General features: G+C 73.1%; 11 protein-coding genes. 7 read left to right on the plus strand and 4 right to left on the minus strand.

From position 1 onward, the window contains the following. Positions 1-38: 38 nt before the first annotated feature. The gene (locus tag WME76_RS14895) at positions 39-1577 is read right to left on the minus strand and encodes an ATP-binding protein (RefSeq protein WP_437960785.1); all 1539 of its coding nucleotides are present in this window, start codon (positions 1575-1577) and stop codon (positions 39-41) included. 231 nt (positions 1578-1808) lie between these two features. Between WME76_RS14895 and WME76_RS14900 the strand changes: the two genes are divergently transcribed. From WME76_RS14900 to WME76_RS14920, 5 genes are all read left to right on the plus strand, one after another. Continuing rightward, the gene (locus WME76_RS14900) at positions 1809-2459 is read left to right on the plus strand and encodes a transaldolase family protein (protein ID WP_437960786.1); all 651 of its coding nucleotides are present in this window, start codon (positions 1809-1811) and stop codon (positions 2457-2459) included. A 6-nt stretch (positions 2460-2465) separates the two neighbouring features. Beyond that, a complete protein-coding gene (locus WME76_RS14905) occupies positions 2466-4016 on the plus strand; it encodes a methyltransferase domain-containing protein (RefSeq protein WP_437960787.1) in 1551 nt (516 codons plus the stop codon). A gap of 147 nt (positions 4017-4163) precedes the next feature. Then, positions 4164-5165 carry a hypothetical protein gene (locus WME76_RS14910; RefSeq protein WP_437960788.1) on the plus strand — a complete coding sequence of 334 codons (1002 nt, stop codon included), beginning with the start codon at positions 4164-4166 and terminating at the stop codon, positions 5163-5165. 197 nt (positions 5166-5362) lie between these two features. Then, positions 5363-9406, plus strand: coding sequence for a hypothetical protein (locus tag WME76_RS14915; RefSeq protein ID WP_437960789.1), 4044 nt, complete (start codon positions 5363-5365; stop codon positions 9404-9406). A gap of 184 nt (positions 9407-9590) precedes the next feature. Then, on the plus strand, positions 9591-11303 hold the full coding sequence (locus WME76_RS14920) for a hypothetical protein (RefSeq protein WP_437960790.1): 1713 nt from the start codon (positions 9591-9593) through the stop codon (positions 11301-11303). A gap of 17 nt (positions 11304-11320) precedes the next feature. On the opposite strand, the gene WME76_RS14925 is transcribed toward WME76_RS14920, so the two are convergent. The 3 genes from WME76_RS14925 to WME76_RS14935 form a co-directional block, all read right to left on the minus strand. Continuing rightward, positions 11321-11569 carry a hypothetical protein gene (locus WME76_RS14925; RefSeq protein ID WP_437960791.1) on the minus strand — a complete coding sequence of 83 codons (249 nt, stop codon included), beginning with the start codon at positions 11567-11569 and terminating at the stop codon, positions 11321-11323. A gap of 53 nt (positions 11570-11622) precedes the next feature. Then, positions 11623-12804, minus strand: coding sequence for a hypothetical protein (locus WME76_RS14930; protein WP_437960792.1), 1182 nt, complete (start codon positions 12802-12804; stop codon positions 11623-11625). 196 nt (positions 12805-13000) lie between these two features. Then, the gene (locus WME76_RS14935) at positions 13001-14368 is read right to left on the minus strand and encodes a hypothetical protein (protein WP_437960793.1); all 1368 of its coding nucleotides are present in this window, start codon (positions 14366-14368) and stop codon (positions 13001-13003) included. Between the two features lie 274 nt (positions 14369-14642). Between WME76_RS14935 and WME76_RS14940 the strand changes: the two genes are divergently transcribed. Both WME76_RS14940 and WME76_RS14945 read left to right on the plus strand, forming a co-directional pair. Further along, a complete protein-coding gene (locus tag WME76_RS14940) occupies positions 14643-16583 on the plus strand; it encodes a L,D-transpeptidase (protein ID WP_437960794.1) in 1941 nt (646 codons plus the stop codon). A 200-nt stretch (positions 16584-16783) separates the two neighbouring features. Further along, the gene (locus tag WME76_RS14945) at positions 16784-17809 is read left to right on the plus strand and encodes a tetratricopeptide repeat protein (RefSeq protein WP_061612651.1); all 1026 of its coding nucleotides are present in this window, start codon (positions 16784-16786) and stop codon (positions 17807-17809) included. The last annotated feature ends 118 nt before the right edge of the window (positions 17810-17927 follow it).

A 17927-nucleotide genomic window follows, 5' to 3' on the forward strand; every position in this document is an offset into this window, starting at 1 on the left:
CCGCGCGGGCGGCCCCGCCCGCGAGGCCGGCGCCCGGCCTACGCGGCGCCCTCGAGCGCCTTGCGGACGGCGCGGAGGAGCGACTCGGCCGTGAACGGCTTCGCCAGCAGCGGGGCGCCCGGCCGGGCGGCGCGGGGGCCGTCGAGCGCGTCGCCCGTGTAGCCGGACATGAAGAGCACCCTCATGTCCGGCCTGAGCTTCGCGAGCCGCTCGGCGAGCTCGCAGCCCGACATCTCGGGCATCAGCACATCCGTGAGCAGGAGGTCGATGCGCCCGCGCTGCGCCTCGCAGACGCGCATCGCCTCGCGCGGCCCGCGCGCCGTCAGCGTCGTGTAGCCGCCCTGCGCGAGGATCCGGCTCGCGAGCGTGACCACCGCGTCCTCGTCGTCGGTGACGAGCACCGTCCCCCCCTCGCCCCGGCCCGGCGCCGCCCGGGCCGCGCGCCCGCGCCGCGAGGCCGCCGGCCGCGCCGCCGCGAGCGGCAGGTAGATCTCGACGCGCGTGCCCTGCCCGGGCTGCGACGCGAGCTCGATGTGGCCGCGCCACTGCTTGACGATCCCGTACACGGTGGCGAGCCCGAGGCCCGTCCCCTTCCCCCGCGGCTTCGTCGTGAAGAACGGCTCGAAGGCGCGCGTCCGCACGTCGTCGCTCATCCCGCTGCCGGTGTCGCGCACGACGAGGCGCGCGTACCTGCCGGGCGGGAGCGCCGGGTGCGCGTCGTGCAGGCTCCCCGCGGCGCCGACGCGCACCGCGCGCGCCTCGATCGACAGCTTGCCGCCCTCCTCCATCGCGTCGCGCGCGTTGAGCGCGAGGTTCATCACCACCTGCTCGAGCTGCCCCGCGTCCGCCAGCACCCGGCAGCCCGAGGGGCCGAGCGCGATCGCGACGTCGACCGCGCCGCCGACCGCGGCGCGGAGCGCGCCGTCCATCCCCCGCACCACGTCCCGCAGGTCGAGCACGACAGGCTGGGCGAGCCCCCGCCGGCTCACCGTGAGGAGCTGCCGCGTCAGCGACGCCGCCCGCTGCGCGGCGCGCTTGATCTCGGCGAGGTCCTTCTGGACCGGGCTCTGCTCGTCGAGCTCCTCCATCACGAGGCTCGTGTAGTTCAGGATGATCGCGAGCAAGTTATTGTAATCATGGGCGATTCCGCCTGCGAGCCGCCCCACCGCCTCCATCTTCTGCGCCTGGCGGAGCTCCTCCGAGAGCTCGCGCCGGCGGTCCTCGCTGCTGCGCGATGTCGAGAGATCGACGACGGCCCCGACCACGAGCCGCTCCCCGCCCGCCTCGGTGAGCGCCTCGGTCCGCATCACGCGGACCGCCGAGCCGTCGCGGCGCGTGAGGCAGCTCTCGATCGCGCCGGTCGACGTCGGCTTCGCGCCCGCCACGCACCCGCCGAGGACGAGGTCGGCCGCCGCGAGCGCCTCCTCGCGCGAGCCGTAGCCGAGCAGCCGGGCGAGCGCCTCGTTGCAGTCGACGAGGCGGCCGTCGAGCGAGGCGACGTAGAGCCCCGCCGGCGCGCCGGCCGCGAGCAAGGGGCTGTGCTCCACCGGGTCTATCGACGTTCGTCCGCTGCTCATCGACGCGCCGTCCGTGCAAGGCCGTTCAGTCGGAGGGTAAACCCCGACAACCAGAACTGAAGCGCGGACTCCCCTCGCCTGCAACGCCGTTCACGCAAGCGACGGCGCAACACCGCGGGCCGAACGGCCGGGGCCGCCGCGCAACGTGGGCGGTTTTGTCCTTCTCCGTCTCGACGAACTGGCCTAGACCCTCGCCGCCGGGGCTCGGGCGAGCCCCGAGGAGCGCGATCCATGTTCTTCCTCGACAGCTCCGACCCGGCCGAGATCAGCGAGATGTTCTCCTGGGGCGTGCTCGCCGGCGTGACCACGAACCCCCTCATCCTCTCGCGCGACGCCGGCTGCGTCGACCTCGAGCGGCGCATCCGCGAGGTGCTCTCGGCGTCGGCCGGCCCGGTGTCGGTCGAGCTCACGAGCGAGACCGAGGCGGCGATGCTGGAGGAGGCGCGCGCCTACCACGCGTGGGCGCCCGATCGGATCTGCATCAAGGTGCCGTTCAGCGACGTCGGCCTCAAGGTGACGCACGCGCTCGCGACGCGCGGCGTGCGCACCAACGTCACGTGCGTGATGAGCTTCAACCAGGCGTACCTCGCGGCGCTCGCCGGCGGCGCTTACGTCTCGATCTTCAGCGGGCGCATCCGCGACATGGGCTACGCCGCGACCCCCGTCATCGAGCGGACGCGCGCGCGGCTCGAGCGCGAGCGGCTGCGCGCCGAGATCATCGTCGGCTCGATCCGCCACCTGATGGACGTGAACGAGGCGCTCGACGCCGGCGCGCACATCGTGACCGTGCCGCCCGCCATCCTGCGGAAGATGCTGCACAACCCGAAGACCGAGGAGACGATCCGCGAATTCAACGCCGCCTGGGAGAAGCGTGCTAAGTAGCCGCGCGTGAACGCCGAGCCCGGCCGCGCGCGAAACGAAGGGGAATCTCGAGGGCCGCGCCCTCCCGAAGGCGAGGACGACCGGGCCCCCAGCGCGCCGCGACCCGCCGCGCCCGAGGACGCCGTCGCCCGCAAGTACGCGGTCGAGGAGGTGAACCGGGCCCTCGTCGCGGCCGCCGGCAGGCCGCGGACGGTGCTCGACGTGGGGTGCGGGATCGGGCTCAACGGCGCCGCCGTCAAGCGCACGGGCGCGCGCGTGACCGGGATCGAGATCGCGCCCGGGTCGCGGGCGCGCGCCGGGGCGGTGCTCGACGAGGTCCTCGCCGCGGACATCACGAGCGACGCCGCCGTGCGCGAGGCGCTCGGCGATCGGCGCTTCGATCTGCTCCTGTTCGCCGACGTCCTCGAGCACACGGCCGACCCGCTCGCCGTGCTCTGCCGCTTCCTGCCGCACCTCGAGGAGGACGGCCACGTCATCGTCTCGCTCCCCAACGTCGCGGCCTGGCCGGTGCGCCTCGGCCTGCTCGCCGGGCGCTTCGAGTACGCGCCGAGCGGCATCCTGGACGACTCGCACCTGCGCTTCTTCACGCGCGCGTCGGCGATCGGGCTCGTCGAGCGCGCCGGGCTCGAGGTGCTCCGCGTCGAGCAGAACCCGATGCTCGTGCGCGCGGCCAAGGGCCTCATCCTGCGCGGCATGGGCGCGGGCGAGGACCCCACCGATCTCGCCAGCTCGCTGCCCTACAAGACGTACCAGGCGCTCGTCCGCCCGCTGGAGGACGTCGTCGCCGACCGCGCGCCCGGGCTCCTCGCGTTCCAGCACGTGATCGTCGCCAGGAAGCCGCCGCGCCCCCGCCGGATGCGGCTCACCGTCGGCATGCTCACGATGGATGAAGAGGAGAGCGTCGGCGCGATGATCGGCGAGATCAGGAGGGTCGCGCCCGACGCGGAGATCCTCTGCGTCGACAGCTCCACGCGGGACAGGACTCCGGAGATCGCGGCCGGCCTCGGGGCGCGCGTGCTCCGGCAGGTCCCGCCGCGCGGGCACGGCCCGGCGATGGAGCTCCTCATGTACAGCGCCGCCGCCCGGAGCGAGCTGCTCATCTACCTCGACTGCGACTTCACCTACCCCGCCGAGAACATCCCGGTGCTCCGGCGGCTCGTCGAGGAGGAGGGCGCCGACGTGGTGAACTGCGCGCGCACCCGCACGCGGCCCGCGGCCATGCCGGTCCCGAACTACCTCGCCAACCGCGCCTTTGCGGCCATGGCGCACGCGATGCACGGCATCCCCACCTCGGACGTCCACAGCGGCATGCGCGCCTACCGCTGCTCGGTGATTCGCGCGTTCGATTTCGACGGCGAGGGAGACGCGCTGCCCATCGACACGCTGCTCTTTCCGGCCAAATGCGGCTATCGCGTGGTGGAGATGCCCATCGACTACAACGAGCGCGTGGGCACCTCGAAGCTGCGCAAGCTGGCCGGCACGGTGTGGACCATGATTCGCCTCCTGCGCGCGCTCCCCGTGGGCGACCGCCTCGGCGACCGCTACGAGCGCCGCTAGGCCGCGCGGCTCGCGACGCGACGCAAACACCCCGGAGCGTCACGAAGAGGAAGCGATGGCGACGCGGTGCGCCGTCGCCGCTCCTGCGTGGTCATCGCAATGCGGTCGCCTATACTCCGCAGCTTTCAACTCCGGAGGAGGCAAGAGATGCGGTTTCTGAAGGTCGTTTACGTACTAGGTGTGTCCGCGCTGACGGGCGCGGCCGCGATGGCGGGCTGCGGGGGAGACGATCCTGGCGGGACGAGCTCGAACTCGCCCGGGGGCACCGGCGGCGGGCCCAGCGGTGACTGCACGCTGCGCCACCCGGTCTGTACGGCTGTCGCGTCGGACTGCATCGCCGTCCACGACAACCAGGGCTCGACCAGGTTCGGCATGCGCATGGCGCAGCTCACGATCACGAAGCCCGACGTGCTCGCGACCGGCTATATCGCCCGGCTCGTCGCCCAGGGGTTAACGATGAATTTGCCCCTGTGTTACCTGAACGGCACGGGGACCTTCTCCTGGCTCCTCGAGTTCGACACGATGACCGGCAAGCTGCGCACGGGCGGCGCGCTGCCCACGGAGGACCCGCTGGCGGGCTACTGCTTCGCCAACATGACCGCCGGCGAGTTCGAGATCGCCCCGACCGAGATCGACGCGCCCCTGACCGACGGCGCCTGGAGCGGGGAGGCCGAGGCGCTCAATGTCCCGATCTTCCTGGAGACGAGCCCGGATCCGATCATCCTGCCCCTGCACCAGGTGAAGCTCACCGACGCGAAGGTGTCGGCGGACAACAACTGCATCGGGCGGCGCAACAGCGAGGAGCTCGACCCGCTCAACGCTTGCCTCCCGGGCCAGGACGGCGACCCGCCCGCGTTCATCAACGGCGGCAAGCTCTCCGCGTACATCACGCTGGAGGAGGTCGACCGGGTGATCGTCCCCGAGGTCAACCAGAGCCTCTGTGTCGTGCTCTCGGGCGATATCGGAGAATACGGAACCGGTGGGGAGCCCAATACCTGCAAGCGCGACGAGAACGACCAGATCGTGCTGAAGGGCGACTGGTGCAGCGCGACAAACTCGGCTGCGACGGACGACTGCGCAGACGCCTATGCGCTCGGCGCCGAGTACGCCGCGAGCGCCGTCAAGATCACCGGTCTCTGTCCACAGTAGCGCTTGCGGGGGGCTCTCCGGGGAGCGTACGATCCGTCGTGGCGTCCTGACGTCCGCGCCCAGCGGGCTCGGCGCTGCGGGTCGTGCTCTTCGGAGGGTTCCTTATGCCCCGCGTCATCAAGCATTTCTCCTCCATCCTTGTCCTCCTTGTCATCGCCGGATGCGCCGCTTCGGGCGGCGGGTGCGCCGGCTGCGGAATGACCCCCCTCCCCGCCGGCTTCAAGCCCGCGGACCGCATCGAGAACGCCGGCGCGGCCCGGCTCACGCAGTCCGGCATCGAGTTCCTCGAGCAGAACCTGGGTGTCCTCGGGCGCGCGCTGCTCGGCGGCGGGGAGAGCGGCGTGATCACGTTCTCCGTCCCCCGGACCCCGGGCTCCGTTCTCGGCGGCATCATCGATTACACGCTCTGTCCCGGCGGGGCCGATCCCGCGTCGACGCCGCCGACATGCACGGCCGAGATCGACGTGGGGCGCGCGGCGCTGCAGATCCAGCCCAAGGCCCCGCACAACCTGGTCATCGGGGGGCCCCTGCCGGTACGAATGCAGAGCCTGCCCATCTTCCTGGACGGCGGCATCCTCGGCGAGAGCACCCAGTACGTCACCCTCAACGGCAACGACGCGTGCCCGCCCGCCGAGCAGACCTTCACGAACATCGATGTCGAGGTCGATCTCTCGGTCGAGATCGACGTCAACCCGCAGCACTCGAGGCAAGGCTACTCGCGCGTCAAGGTCGTCCGGCTCTCGATCGACCAAGATCAGCTCGAGTCGAGCCTGCACCTCGACTGCGGCGGCACGTGGGTCGGCGATGCCCTGGATTTCGTGAAGCCGATCATCACGAGCTTCATGGGATCGATGTCCGACACGCTGAAGGCCCAGCTCGACCAGCAGCTCTGTCTGAAGGCGGATCCGACCCTGGACCCGGCCTGCCCCGACGGCACGAACGACATCGGCGGCGTCTGCCGCTACGGCACGCAGGCGACCGACGAGTGCGCATCGATCCTCCTCGGCGTCGAGGGCCACCTCGACCTCGGCCGGCTGCTCGCCGGGGTCTCCCCCGGCACGCAGGGCGGGTTCGATCTCCTGCTCGCCGGCGGCGGCACGAGCGAGCGAGACGACGGCTCCGATCTCACCTGGGGTGACCTCAACCCCGTGGGCAACGGCGTCACCCTCGGCCTCTACGGCGGCGCCGAGCCGCTGCCGATCTCGAAGTGTGTGTCGCTGTCGGATATACCGCTGCCAGCGGGGATCCCGATCGCTGATGAGCTCGTCGCCAACACCGTCTCTGGCTGGCCCGCTGATCTTCCCGGCCCGCACATCGGTCTCGCGATCTCCGAGCGCTTCGCGAATTATGCCTTGAACGGTCTATACAACAGCGGATTCCTCTGTCTCGGGATCTCCACGGAGACGGTGCCTCTCCTCAACTCCGGCACGCTGGGGCTCCTGGCGTCGTCGGCCAAGGACCTCGCCCTGCAGCGCGAGTCGCAGCAGGTCGCGCTCGTCGTCCGCCCGCAGACGCCGCCCCGGGTGACGTTCGGGAACGGCACGAGCGCCAGCGACGACCCGCTGATCCGCATCCAGCTCGATCAGGCGAGCTTCGATTTCTACATGTGGTCGCTCGACCGGTTCATCCGGTTCATGACGGCGACGTTCGACGTCGACGTGCCCATGAACCTGACCGTCACCCCCGAGGGGCTCACGCCGGTGATCGAGGAGCTGACGGTCACGAACGGCAAGGTGACCAACAACGGGTTGCTCCGGGAAAATCCGGAGTCGATCGCGGACGCGCTGGGCGGGCTCCTCAGCAGCCAGGTAGGCCAGCTCATCGGCGGCGGCCTGCCGTCGATCGACCTCAACGGGCCGCTCTCGGGGCTCGGGCTCTCGCTGGTCGTGCCCGAGTCGACCGACGGCGCCGGCTCCCCCGGCCTGCGGAAGCTCACGAAGGGACAGGACAACTACCTCGGCATCTTCGCGGCGTTCGGCATGCCGGCGCAGCAGCGCGCGATGAAGAGCGAGACGGGCGCCGAGCTGAGCCGCAAGGAGGTGCAGGCCGAGGGGCTCCGCCTGCCGACGATGACCCGCGACAACGGGCCCACGGCGCGGCTCGTGATGAGCTCGCCGCTCGACGACGGCACCCGGGTGGTCGAGTACTCGTACCGGGTCGACAGCGGCGTGTGGCGCCCGTTCACGCGCGAGCGCATCGTCGATCTGCGCGACGACTGGCTGCGGCTCCCGGGGCGCCACGTGATCTCGGTGCGGTCCCGGATCGCGGGCGACCCGCTGTCGCTCGATCCCACGCCGGCGACCGTGGAGATGGTGGTCGACGTCGAGCCGCCGGTCATCTCGGTGGGCGCGGCGGTGGACGGCCACGTGCCGCTCGAGGTGCGCGACGTGGTCTCGGACGCGGACCGCGCGAAGGTGCGCGTGCGGCTCGACGGCGGGGCGTGGTCGCCGTGGGCGACGGCGGCGGAGATGCGGACGGTCGACGTCGGCGACGCCGTCGACATCGAGGTCGAGGCCGTGGACGAGGAGGGCAACGTCGGCACGGCGCGGCAACCGATCCTCCGCGGCCGCATGCCCATCGATCCGGCGGGCTGCGGCTGCGTCACGGCCGGCGGCCCCAGCCAGGGGCCGTCAGGCGGCATCTGGCTCGGCCTCGCGGCCATCGCCGCGGTCGTGCGGCTCGCGCGGCGCGGCGGCGCCCCGCGCGCGCCGACCCCGCGCGACGCTGGACGCCGCGGGCGCCGCGCGCGGGGCGCGCTGGCCGGCGTCGCCGTGACCGCGCTCCTCGGCTCGCACGCCGGCTGCTCGTGCAGCGACGAGCCGGCCGTGCAGAAGCAGGAGTGCGTCGCGCCCGACTGCATGACGCTGCAGTACGGCCTGATCGGGGCCTACACGTCGGTCGCGGTCGCGCCCGACAAGCGCACGGTCTGGGTCGCGGGCTACGCGGAGGCCGACTGGCACAACGCCTTCCAGTGGGGCGACCTCGTCGTCGGAGCGTGGGACGGCGAGGCGGTCGCGTGGGAGGCGATCGACGGGGTGCCCACGGAGCCCGAGGTCGACCCGACCCGGTTCGACGTGAACGGGTTCCGCGGGGGCCAGGTCGACCCCGGCGAGGACGTCGGCCTCTGGACCTCCATCGCGGTGGGCCCGGACGGCGAGCCGGCCGTCGCGTACCACGACCGCACGAACCGCGGGCTCAAGTTCGCGCAGAAGCAGGGCGACGCGTGGGTCGTGAGCTCGGTGCAGCAGGCGGCGAACAGCGACATCGGTCGCTACGCGAAGCTCCTCTTCGTGAAGGGGCTGCCCGTCATCGCGTACCTGGCCATGGAGCCGGGCGAGGACGGCGCGGTCACGTCGAGCGTGCGGCTCGCGACCGGAGAGAGCGCCACGCCGCAGGAGGGCGCGTGGCGGTTCGAGGACGTCGCCACGGACGAGGCGACGCCGTGCCGCGAGTTCCTCTGCGGCGGAGGGATGAAGTGCATCCGGACCAGCGGGCGCTGCGAGAAGCCCCTCGCAGGCAGCGACTGCGAGCCGGCGTGCGCCTCGGGGCAGGCGTGCATCGACGAGGGCGGCTCGCCGGTGTGCGCCGTGGTCTCCGACGGGAGCCGGACGGACACGTACCCCGACGCGATCGGCGATTACATCGCCCTGGCGCCCGACGCCGCGGGCGGGTTCGGGCTCGCGTTCTACGATCGCATCCACGGCAACGTGGTGATCGCGTCGAGGGCGATGGGGGAATGGCGGACCCTGATCGTGGACGGGGCGACGCCGGACGGGGCGACCGACACGGGCGACGTGGGCATGGGGACCTCGCTGTTCATCGATCGCGCGGGGGACTGGCACCTCGCGTACGCCGATGGGCGCTCGGAGGGGCTGCGGTACGCGCGGGTGAAGGGCGGCACCGACGTCGAGGCGGCCGAGGTGGCGGACGACGGGCTCGGGATCGAGGGGGTCCCCTTCGAGGACGGGCAGCACCTCGTCGGCGACGACGCGAACGTGTTCGTGACGCCGTCCGGGGAGGTGCGGATCAGCTACCAGGACGCGACGAGCGGTACGCTGCGGCTCGCGATCGGGACGAAGAGCGGCGACGGCCATAGCTGGTTCGTGCGGGCGATCGAGCAGCAGGGGTTCGCGGGCGCCTTCTCGCGGATCGTCGAGGTGGACGGGCGGCTGCTCATCGCGAACTGGTGGCGCGTCGGCGGGCAGACCACCAAGGGCGACGTGGCGTTCGTCGCCCCCTGAGCGCCGGACAGGCGCGCGTGCGACGCGGGACGCCGCGCGCCGAATCCCGCCCGAACCGTGCGGCCGGTGGATCGCCCTTGATCGGGCGATCGATCGGCTGACTATGCTCGGGCGGCGCGCCGGGCGCGCGGCTTCTGCAGCGGTCTGCAGGTGGAGCGAAGCGTCACAGGAAAGGCTTGGGACCATGAAATCGACGGGACGAACGAGCAGCAAGGCGGTGGGCAACGCATCCCCTCCCGGCTCCGACGGGGCGCTGAACGAGGGCGGCGCGCAGACGCGGCGCGCCACGCCGCGACGGAAGATCGGCATCCTGTTCACCTCGTGCGTGGTCCCCGCCGCGTCGGCCGTCGCGGCGCTGCACCTCGCCGGGTGCTGGCCGCTGTCCTACTCCGAGCGATGCGAGGACGACGCCAGGTACTGCACCCCCGACGGGACCGGCGGGGGTGGGGGCACCACCCAACCCGACCCCACCTGCGACGTGGATCCGACCCAGGATCCGAGCGCGGTGAGGGACCAGTGCGCGGTGTTCGCGCGCGCGGGCGCGGCGGCCAGAGGCGACGGGACGAAGGCGAGGCCGTACGCGTCGCTCGCGGATGCGATCGAGAACGCGAACGGCAAGCGGGTGCTGGCGTGCACGAGCGGCGAGTTCAAGGGGAGCGTGACGGTCGGCGTGGCGGCCGAGGTGATCGGCGGCTTCGACTGCGACGCGGACTGGACGTGGAGCGCGGAGGCGCAGAGCATCATCGAGGGCGACGCGAACAAGGCGGCGCTCACGCTGACGAAGGGCGCGAGCGGCGCGAAGCTGCGGAGCTTCAAGATCGTCGCGGCCGACGCGACGGAGGCGGGCGGGTCGTCGATCGGCGTGGCGGTCGACGACATCGACGCGGAGCTCTCGAGCGTCGCCGTGGTCGCGGGCAACGGGATGGACGGCGCGAGGGGCGAGACGCCGACGGCGGGGTCGGACGGGGCGCGCGCGCCGGATGACGTCTCGAACGCGTGCGTCGGAACGGTCTACGGCGGTCTGCCGGGCGCGACGACGTGCGAGGATGGTGAGACGAGCGGCGGCGTTGGCGGGCTCGGCGGCATGCCCGCGACGGACGGCGGCAACGGTCAAAAGGGCCAGGACGGAGCGCCCCTTCCGACAGAGAACCCCGACGGGAACGGCCTCGGCGGCGCCGGACAGGCGGTCGCGCAGTCCAACTGCGCGCGCGGCAAGGACGGCGTGCCCGGGGCACGCGGCAACTCCGGCGACCCCGGCATCGAGACCACGCTGACGCTTGCGGGTCCCACCGGAGGCAACGGCACGAGCGGCATGAGCGGGGTGCGAGGTCAGGGCGGCGGCGGCGGCGGCGGCGCCAAGGCAGGACAGTTCTGTGCCGCCGGAGGGGGCACCTTCGCCGACGGCGTCGGCGCCAGCGGTGGCGGCGGCGGGGCTGGCGGCTGCGGCGGCAAAGCGGGGACCGGCGGCAAGGCCGGGGGGTCGAGCATCGGGATCCTCAGCCTCGGGACCAGCCTGGTGCTGACCGACGTGACCGTCGCCGTGGGCAAGGCGGGCAACGGGGGCACGGGCGGGGATGGAAGCCCTGGTGGGTTGGGCGGCATGGGCGCCAACGGCGGGGCACGTGTCCAGGTGTCCGGCTCGATTCAGGGTTGCGCAGGAGGCATGGGCGGAGCGGGCGGCGACGGCGGCCCCGGCGCCGGCGGCCGAGGCGGCCACGCGGTGGGCATCGCCTACTCGGTCACGCCGAGCCAGGCGCCGGCGCTGAGCGTGCTGGAAGGCACGGCCGGCGCGGGCGGCGCCGTGGGCCGCGAAGGCCCCGCCACGAGCAACGGCGCGCCGGGCGTGAGCGGCGCGTGCTGGGACTTCGGCGCGAAGACGAGCTGCCCGCAGCAGTGAGCCGCGCGGCGGCGCGCTCAGGCGCTCAGGGAGGCCGGGCCGATCTCCGCGGTCGCCGGGCCCCTGACGCGCGCGCGCTCGGCGGCCACGAGCTCGAGGAGCTCCTGGGGGCTCGCCTGCCCGCTGTCGAGCAGCGCGCGCATCGCGCCGTCCACGGTCCCCTGCGCGCGCGCCAGGCGGGGAGCGCTCTCCCCGCCCTCCCGCGCGATCAGCATGTCGTGCAGCATCCGCCTGAGCCCCGCCATCGCCTCGGTCTTCGAGCGCATCGCCATCACCTCGCTCCCCTCGGCTAGCGGAGGCGGCGCGCTCCGGCCAAGTTTCAGGCGCGCGGCAGCCTGCCCAGCGCGAGGTCCGCGGCGGCGCGCTCGACGCCCGCGAGCGCGACGGCCGGGCCTTTCCGCGGGATGAGCACAACGCGGCAGCGGCCGCGGGTCGCCGTCTCCAGGTGCGACAGCCCGAAGTCGAGCGCCGCGCCGAAGGCGAAGACGAGCGCGCCCATGCCGAGCAGCTCCGGGGAGCCCGCCCGCGCGCCGTCGACGAGCAGCGACATGCCGAGGTACGTCCCCAGCCCGAGCGCGACGAGCCCCGCGTAGAGGCCGAGCCGCGGGTAGCGCACCTCGCGCGTCGCCCGGAGCAGCGCCTCGACCGGGATGTACGTCTCCTGCTCCCGCAGCGCCCGGCCGAGCAGCTCGGTCCGGCTCCGGACGGTCACGCCGCGCGGCCCGACCTCGATCGCCGCGGGCCGGCGGTACCGCAGGAGGAACCGCCCGGCGAGCCGGCCCGCGTGCATGACCAGCAAGATCCCGGTCGCCGCGAGCAGCACGAGCGCCACCGGCCCGCGCGGCGGCGGCGAGAGCTCGCCCGCGAGCCGCGCCGGAGCCCCGCCCTCGAGCTCCGGCGCGCCGGCCGCCCAGGCCTCGTCCGGGCCCGCGCCGTCGGCGCCCGGCGCGCGGCTCGGCCGCCGGCCGGGCGACACCGCGTCGCGCAGCAGCGAGCGCACGATGGGGTCGCGCACCTCGTCGACCAGCGCCGCGGCCTCGGCGCGCGCGGCCGGCGAGGCGCTCCCGCGCAGCGCCGCGGCGGCGATGATCGCGCCCGCGCGCCCGAGCTGCGGCAGCGCGCCCTGGTCGGCGCGCCGCACCAGCGCGGCGACCGCGCGCCAGAGCCCCGCGGCGCGCTCGCCCAGCGCCGCGTCCAGCGCGGTCAGCGCGTCGACGGACGTGTACGTGGCCAGCCACACGAGGGCCTCGGCGACGCGCCCCTCGGCCTCCGGCCCCTCGGGCGGCGAGAGCGCGACCCCGCGCGCGAGGAGCGTGGCGAGGAGCACCCGGGTCGCGCTCCCCGCGCCCTCGCTGGTGCCGCGCTCGAGCGCCCGGATCACGTTCCCGAACCGGGTCTCCGCGTCGGCGGCCGACAGGCCCGCCCGGTCGACGAGCTCCGCGAGGCCGCCCTCCAGGGTCGTCCGCCGCTCGTCCGCGGCGGCGAAGGCCGCTGTATGCACGACCCGCGCGAGGTCATCGCCATGAGGGTGACCGGCAAGCTCATCGAGCACGGTGTGCGGAGAGTGTTCGGGCGTCATCGGCGCGGGCTGGTCGGATTAACTGAACGCCGCCTCTTTGGCTAGTGTTCCGAGCGGCCTGGCCGGCGTCCCGCGCGGAGCAGCGCCGCCCGCGCGCTCCTTCTTCTACGACTTCCCTCTACTTCTGCCGGGCGCGGGCCTGGTCCCGGAGCGCCTGCTCCACGAAGCCCATGATCAGCTTGAGCTGCCGGTTGGTGACGTGGAGCTTCGACCAGATGACCTTCCCGTCGGTGTTGAAGGTGACCTCATCCACCACGTCGATCCGCGTGATCCCCAGGTTGATGGTCCGGAGCGCGTTCAAGGTCCTCGTGAGCTCCTGCGCGTGCTCCAGCGCTTTTTCAGCGGATTCGTCGCCCGCCGTGAGCGCGAGGTCGGCGCCCCCGTCCTTCGTCGGCGTCACGGTGAGCCGCATCCACGCGAGGCTGCGCGGGAGCGCCTGGACCCCGCGGAAGGCGTTCGCGGGCGTGAGCATCGAGATCACGATGCCGGCGGCAGACGATTTATTGAAGCCTTTCATGGACTTCAACTTGGATAATTGATCCTCTTCATCAGCAGGGAGGACCACGAGCAGCCGCCGGTCCGGGACCATCGCGAAGATGCGCTCGCTGCGCTCGGCGGTGGCGCGGGCGGCGGGGACGGGGGCGTCCTCGATCCACGAGCCGTTCGACCGCTGCACGATGACGTCGACGGCCGCGCGCATGGTCTCGTCGGGCGCGCGGTAGTCCATGACGGCGACGACCTTGCTGGAGTCGCGGAGCTGCGGCCCGGCGATGAGGAGGTGGTCGATGTCCCGGATCGGGTCGACGCCTGTGTCGCTGAAGAACGACTGCCACTGCGGGATGGTCGTCAGGATCCGGCCGAACCATTCCCCGAGCTCGTGGGTGCGCAGCCGGTCGCCGGCGATGAGCACCTGCACGTTCGGGTCCTTCGACGCGAGCTTGCCCGGCGCGCCCGCGGCGCTGAGCGGGGTGCGCAGGTTCGGGGAATCGCTCTCGTCGCCCGTGCCCCCGTCGCCCGCCGCGTCCGGTCCCGCGTCGCCCGGCGGCCTGCGGCGCGGCGGCGTGGGCGCGCCCGCGTCCGGCGCCTGCGGCGCGGCGCTCGCGGAAGCGACGGGGGGCGGCGGTGTGGGCGGCGGCGTCGAGGGCGCCGCGGCGCCCGCCCCCGAGGGCGCGGCCTCGGCGCCGGTCGCGGAGGGCGCCGCCGCGACAGCGCTCGGGTCGTCCGCGAGGAGGTCGAGGTCGATCGGGACGATCGTCTCGCCCGCGTCGTAGTCGGTCAGCTCGCCCCGCAGCGCGAACATCGCCTCGAGCCACGAGAACAGCGGGGTCGGCAAGAACGGCAGGTGCAGGAGCAGCGCCACGGCCGCCGCGGTCGCCAGCGCGCGCCTCGAGGCGGCGCGCACGAGCGGGACGACCCCCGCTCCCCGGCCCGCGCGCGGGGACGTCGTCGTGTTGTTCGAGCCACGCACCGGGGTCCGTTCCGCCACGGCGGTACCCTAGCAGCAGCCGTCCGAACGGCATCTGCGCCGCGGGCGCCGGCCTCGCCGCGCGCCGCGGCTGCGTGGCATGTCCTTCGCTCCCTCGCGATGTCGCCTGCCGCAGCGTCCGCCCTCGCGAAGTCGCGGGGGCGCGCTCCGCAGAGAAGTGGATCGACACGTGAGCGACCAGGTACTAAGACCGCCGAGCCGACCCGACCCGACGGGTCGATCACCAGAACGCGAGGATCGGGACGGCCGGTCCTCGCCCAACGCTGTGGATGCGATGAACCGCTCTCAGGCGCCCCGCCCCCGCGGGCAGAACGACCTCGCACGACCGCAGGGCAGCGGCAACGTCCGCACCCGCGACGCGCGGAAGCCGCAACCTGCGCCGGACCCCGGCCGCGCTCCAGGCGGTGGCGCCGCCCGCGCCTCGATCGTCTCCAGCGCGCTCGGGTTCGTCGCCGCGGCGGCCGTCGCCGGCGCCGCGGCGTGGGCGAGCGGCTGCCAGGGCGAGGCGCCTCCCGGCCCGTCCACCGAGGGCCACCCGCCGCACGAGCGGACGACGTCCCTCCCGCGCCCGGCGCCGACGTCCTCGGCGCGCGCGACGGCGTCCGCCGAGGCCCCCAACGGGATCGCGAGCGCCGAGCCCTCCGCGGCCCCGGCGCCCCCCGAGCCCGACAAGCCCTACACGGGGCCGCTGCTCGGCTCCATCGTGCCGCAGGCGCCGGTCTACCCGACGATGGAGTTCTCCAAGCAGCGGCTCGGCTACATCCGGCTCGGCGGCAAGGTGCCGGTCGATCCGAAGCCGATCAAGGGCGGGAGCTGCGCCAAGGGCTGGTACCGCCTCCTCGACGGCGGCTACGTCTGCGGGAGGTCGGCCACGACCGACCTGTCGAACCCCCAGGTCCGCCTCGGCATCACGCCGCCGAACCTCGACGACGTGCTGCCGTACAAGTACGCGTTCAACACGACGCACGGCACGCCGCTCTACCGCTCCGTCCCCTCGAAGGACGAGATGGCGCGCTACGAGCCGTACCTCGAGTCGTCGAAGCGCAAGAAGAAGGAAGAGCAGCGGCAGCAGGCCGAGGAGCTCTACGAGCAGACCGAGAAGGAGGTCGCCGCCGAGGCGGCCGCGCCGCGCCCCGCGGCGACCCCCGCGGCGGTGGCGAGCGCCGGGGCGGCCCCCGCCCCCGCCGTGACCGCGGTCGCCACGGAGGCCTCCGCGGCCGAGGACAAGGCGGCGGCCGTCGCCGCGGCCGCGTCGCTCGGCATCGCCCCGGCGCCCGCCGAGGAGGAGCCCGAGAAGCCCTGGTGGGAGAACGTCGACGACAAGGGCCGGCCGCTCAACGTCACGCTCGCCGATCTCGACAAGGACGCGGACTCCACCGTCGCGAAGCGGATGGTGAAGGGCTTCTTCGTCGCGGTCGACAAGACCTTCGGCTGGAACAGCCGGAGCTGGTACAAGACGACCGCGGGCCTCGTCGCGCCGAGCGACCGCATGTACATCATCAAGCCGCCGACCTCGCAGGGCATCGACTTCCCCGAGGGCGCGAAGGCGGTCGGCTTCATCCTCTCGAAGACGTCGAGCAAGTACCAGTTCGACGCCGAGATGAGCTCCGTCTCCGTGGCGGGCTCGCTCGAGCGCTTCGCGGCGTTCGGCCTCACGGGCGACGTGCACAAGCACAGGTCGGTCGTGTACCGGAAGACGACCGAGGGCTGGTGGATGAAGGGCGCCGACGGGACGTACACCGACGTCGGCAGCCCGCCGCCGGACCTCGCGCCGGGCGAGAAATGGATCGACGTGAACCTGTCGCGCAAGACGCTGGTCGCGATCGAGGGCGACAGGCCGGTGTTCGCGGCGCTCGTCTCCCCGGGGAGGCGCTCGAAGGACAAGAAGAAGGACCACCCGACGCCCACCGGCGTGTACCGCATCCGCGAGAAGCACATCGCGACGACGATGGACGGCGACGGGACGGTCGCGGGCGATCTGCCGTACAGCATCGAGGACGTGCCGTTCGTCGCGTACTACGACGGGTCGTACGCGCTCCACGGCGCCTTCTGGCACGGCAACTTCGGCCGGGAGATGAGCCACGGCTGCGTGAACCTCTCGCCGCTCGACGCGAAGAAGGTCTTCTTCTGGAGCGAGCCCAGGCTGCCCCGCGGCTGGCACGGCGTCTGGGCGACGCCGGAGAACCGCGGCACGCTCGTCTCCATCCACGAATGAGCGGGCCACGAGCGAGCGGGGGCCACCCCTCCCCCGCCCTGGCGCGCCGGGACGGGCGCGGCCACCTGCCGCCCTCCTGATGAAGCGCCGCGCAGGGCGCTGGAAATCCGGGCAAGTCGTGCCCGGAACAGCTTGAACGGTTGCTTTGACAGGGCTCCCTCTTGACTCGGGGGCCCCCTTCGCACACTTGTGGAGCCGCCATGGACCAGTTCTCGGCGCACCTCGACCGCGGGTGGGATCTCGTCCAGCGCGGGGACACGCGCGGAGCAGAGGCGTCGGCCCGACGGGCGCTCGAGCTCGATCCGAACTCGCCGGAGGCTCACAACCTGCTCGGCTTCGTCGCCGCCCTCGAGGGAGAGGGCGAGGAGGCGATCGAGGCGTACCGCCAGGCGATCGCCCTCGACGACACCTACCTGGAGGCGATGCTCAACGCCGCCGAGGTGTACATCCACCCGCTCGGCGATTTCGACCAGGCGATCGAGATGTGCGACCAGGCGCTCGATCTGGCCGAGGTCGACGAGGAGATCATCGACGCGCTACTCCTCAAGTTCGACGCGCTGCTCGGCAAGGGCGATCTCGACGAGGCCGCGCAGGTCGCCGCCCGGATCCCCGAGGGCCCGTACGACAACCCGAACCACACCTTCCTCGTCGGCCGCGCCTTCTACGAGATCGGCCAGGCCGACAAGGCCGCCGCGCTCATCGAGGAGGCGGCGCTCAAGGATCCGCGCCACGCCGAGGCCCACTACTACCTCGGGCTGATCCGCGACGAGCGGGGCGACGTCCGCGGCGCGACGCAGGCCTTCCTGCGCTCGCGCGAGCTCGACGTCGAGCTCGGGATGCCGCCCTGGGCGCCGAGCCGCGACGGCTTCATGACGCTCGCCCAGAAGACGATCGCCGCGCTGAACCCCGTGCTCCGGCGCTACGTCGAGGGGGCGGAGCTCTACATCTCCGACGTGCCCGGGATGGAGCTCGTGGCCGAGGGGGTCGATCCCCGCGCGCTGGTCCTCCTCGACGGCCTCAACGCCGACGAGCGCGAGCGGGGTCTCCGCGGCAGCGCCGAGGTCCACCCCTGCGCGCGGGTCTTCGTCTATGCCCTCAACGTCGCGCGCCTCGCGGGCAGCATCGAGGCGCTCGACCGCGAGATCAACCTCGCGCTCGAGCGCGAGATCACCGCGACGTTCCTCGAGGCCGAGCAGAACGAGCGGACCGAGAAAGAGCTGAACTGACGGCCGCGGGCGCTCGCCGCCCGCGCGCAGACGAGCACGCGCCCAGGGGCCGAAGCGGGCCGCGGGCGCGCTTTGCCGCCGCTTCAGGGCGATCGGCGGCGGCTCTCTCGCGTCGAGG

Source organism: Sorangium sp. So ce119 (assembly GCF_051524405.1).
In the GTDB taxonomy this organism is placed as follows: Bacteria; Myxococcota_A; Polyangia; order Polyangiales; family Polyangiaceae; genus Sorangium; species Sorangium cellulosum_G.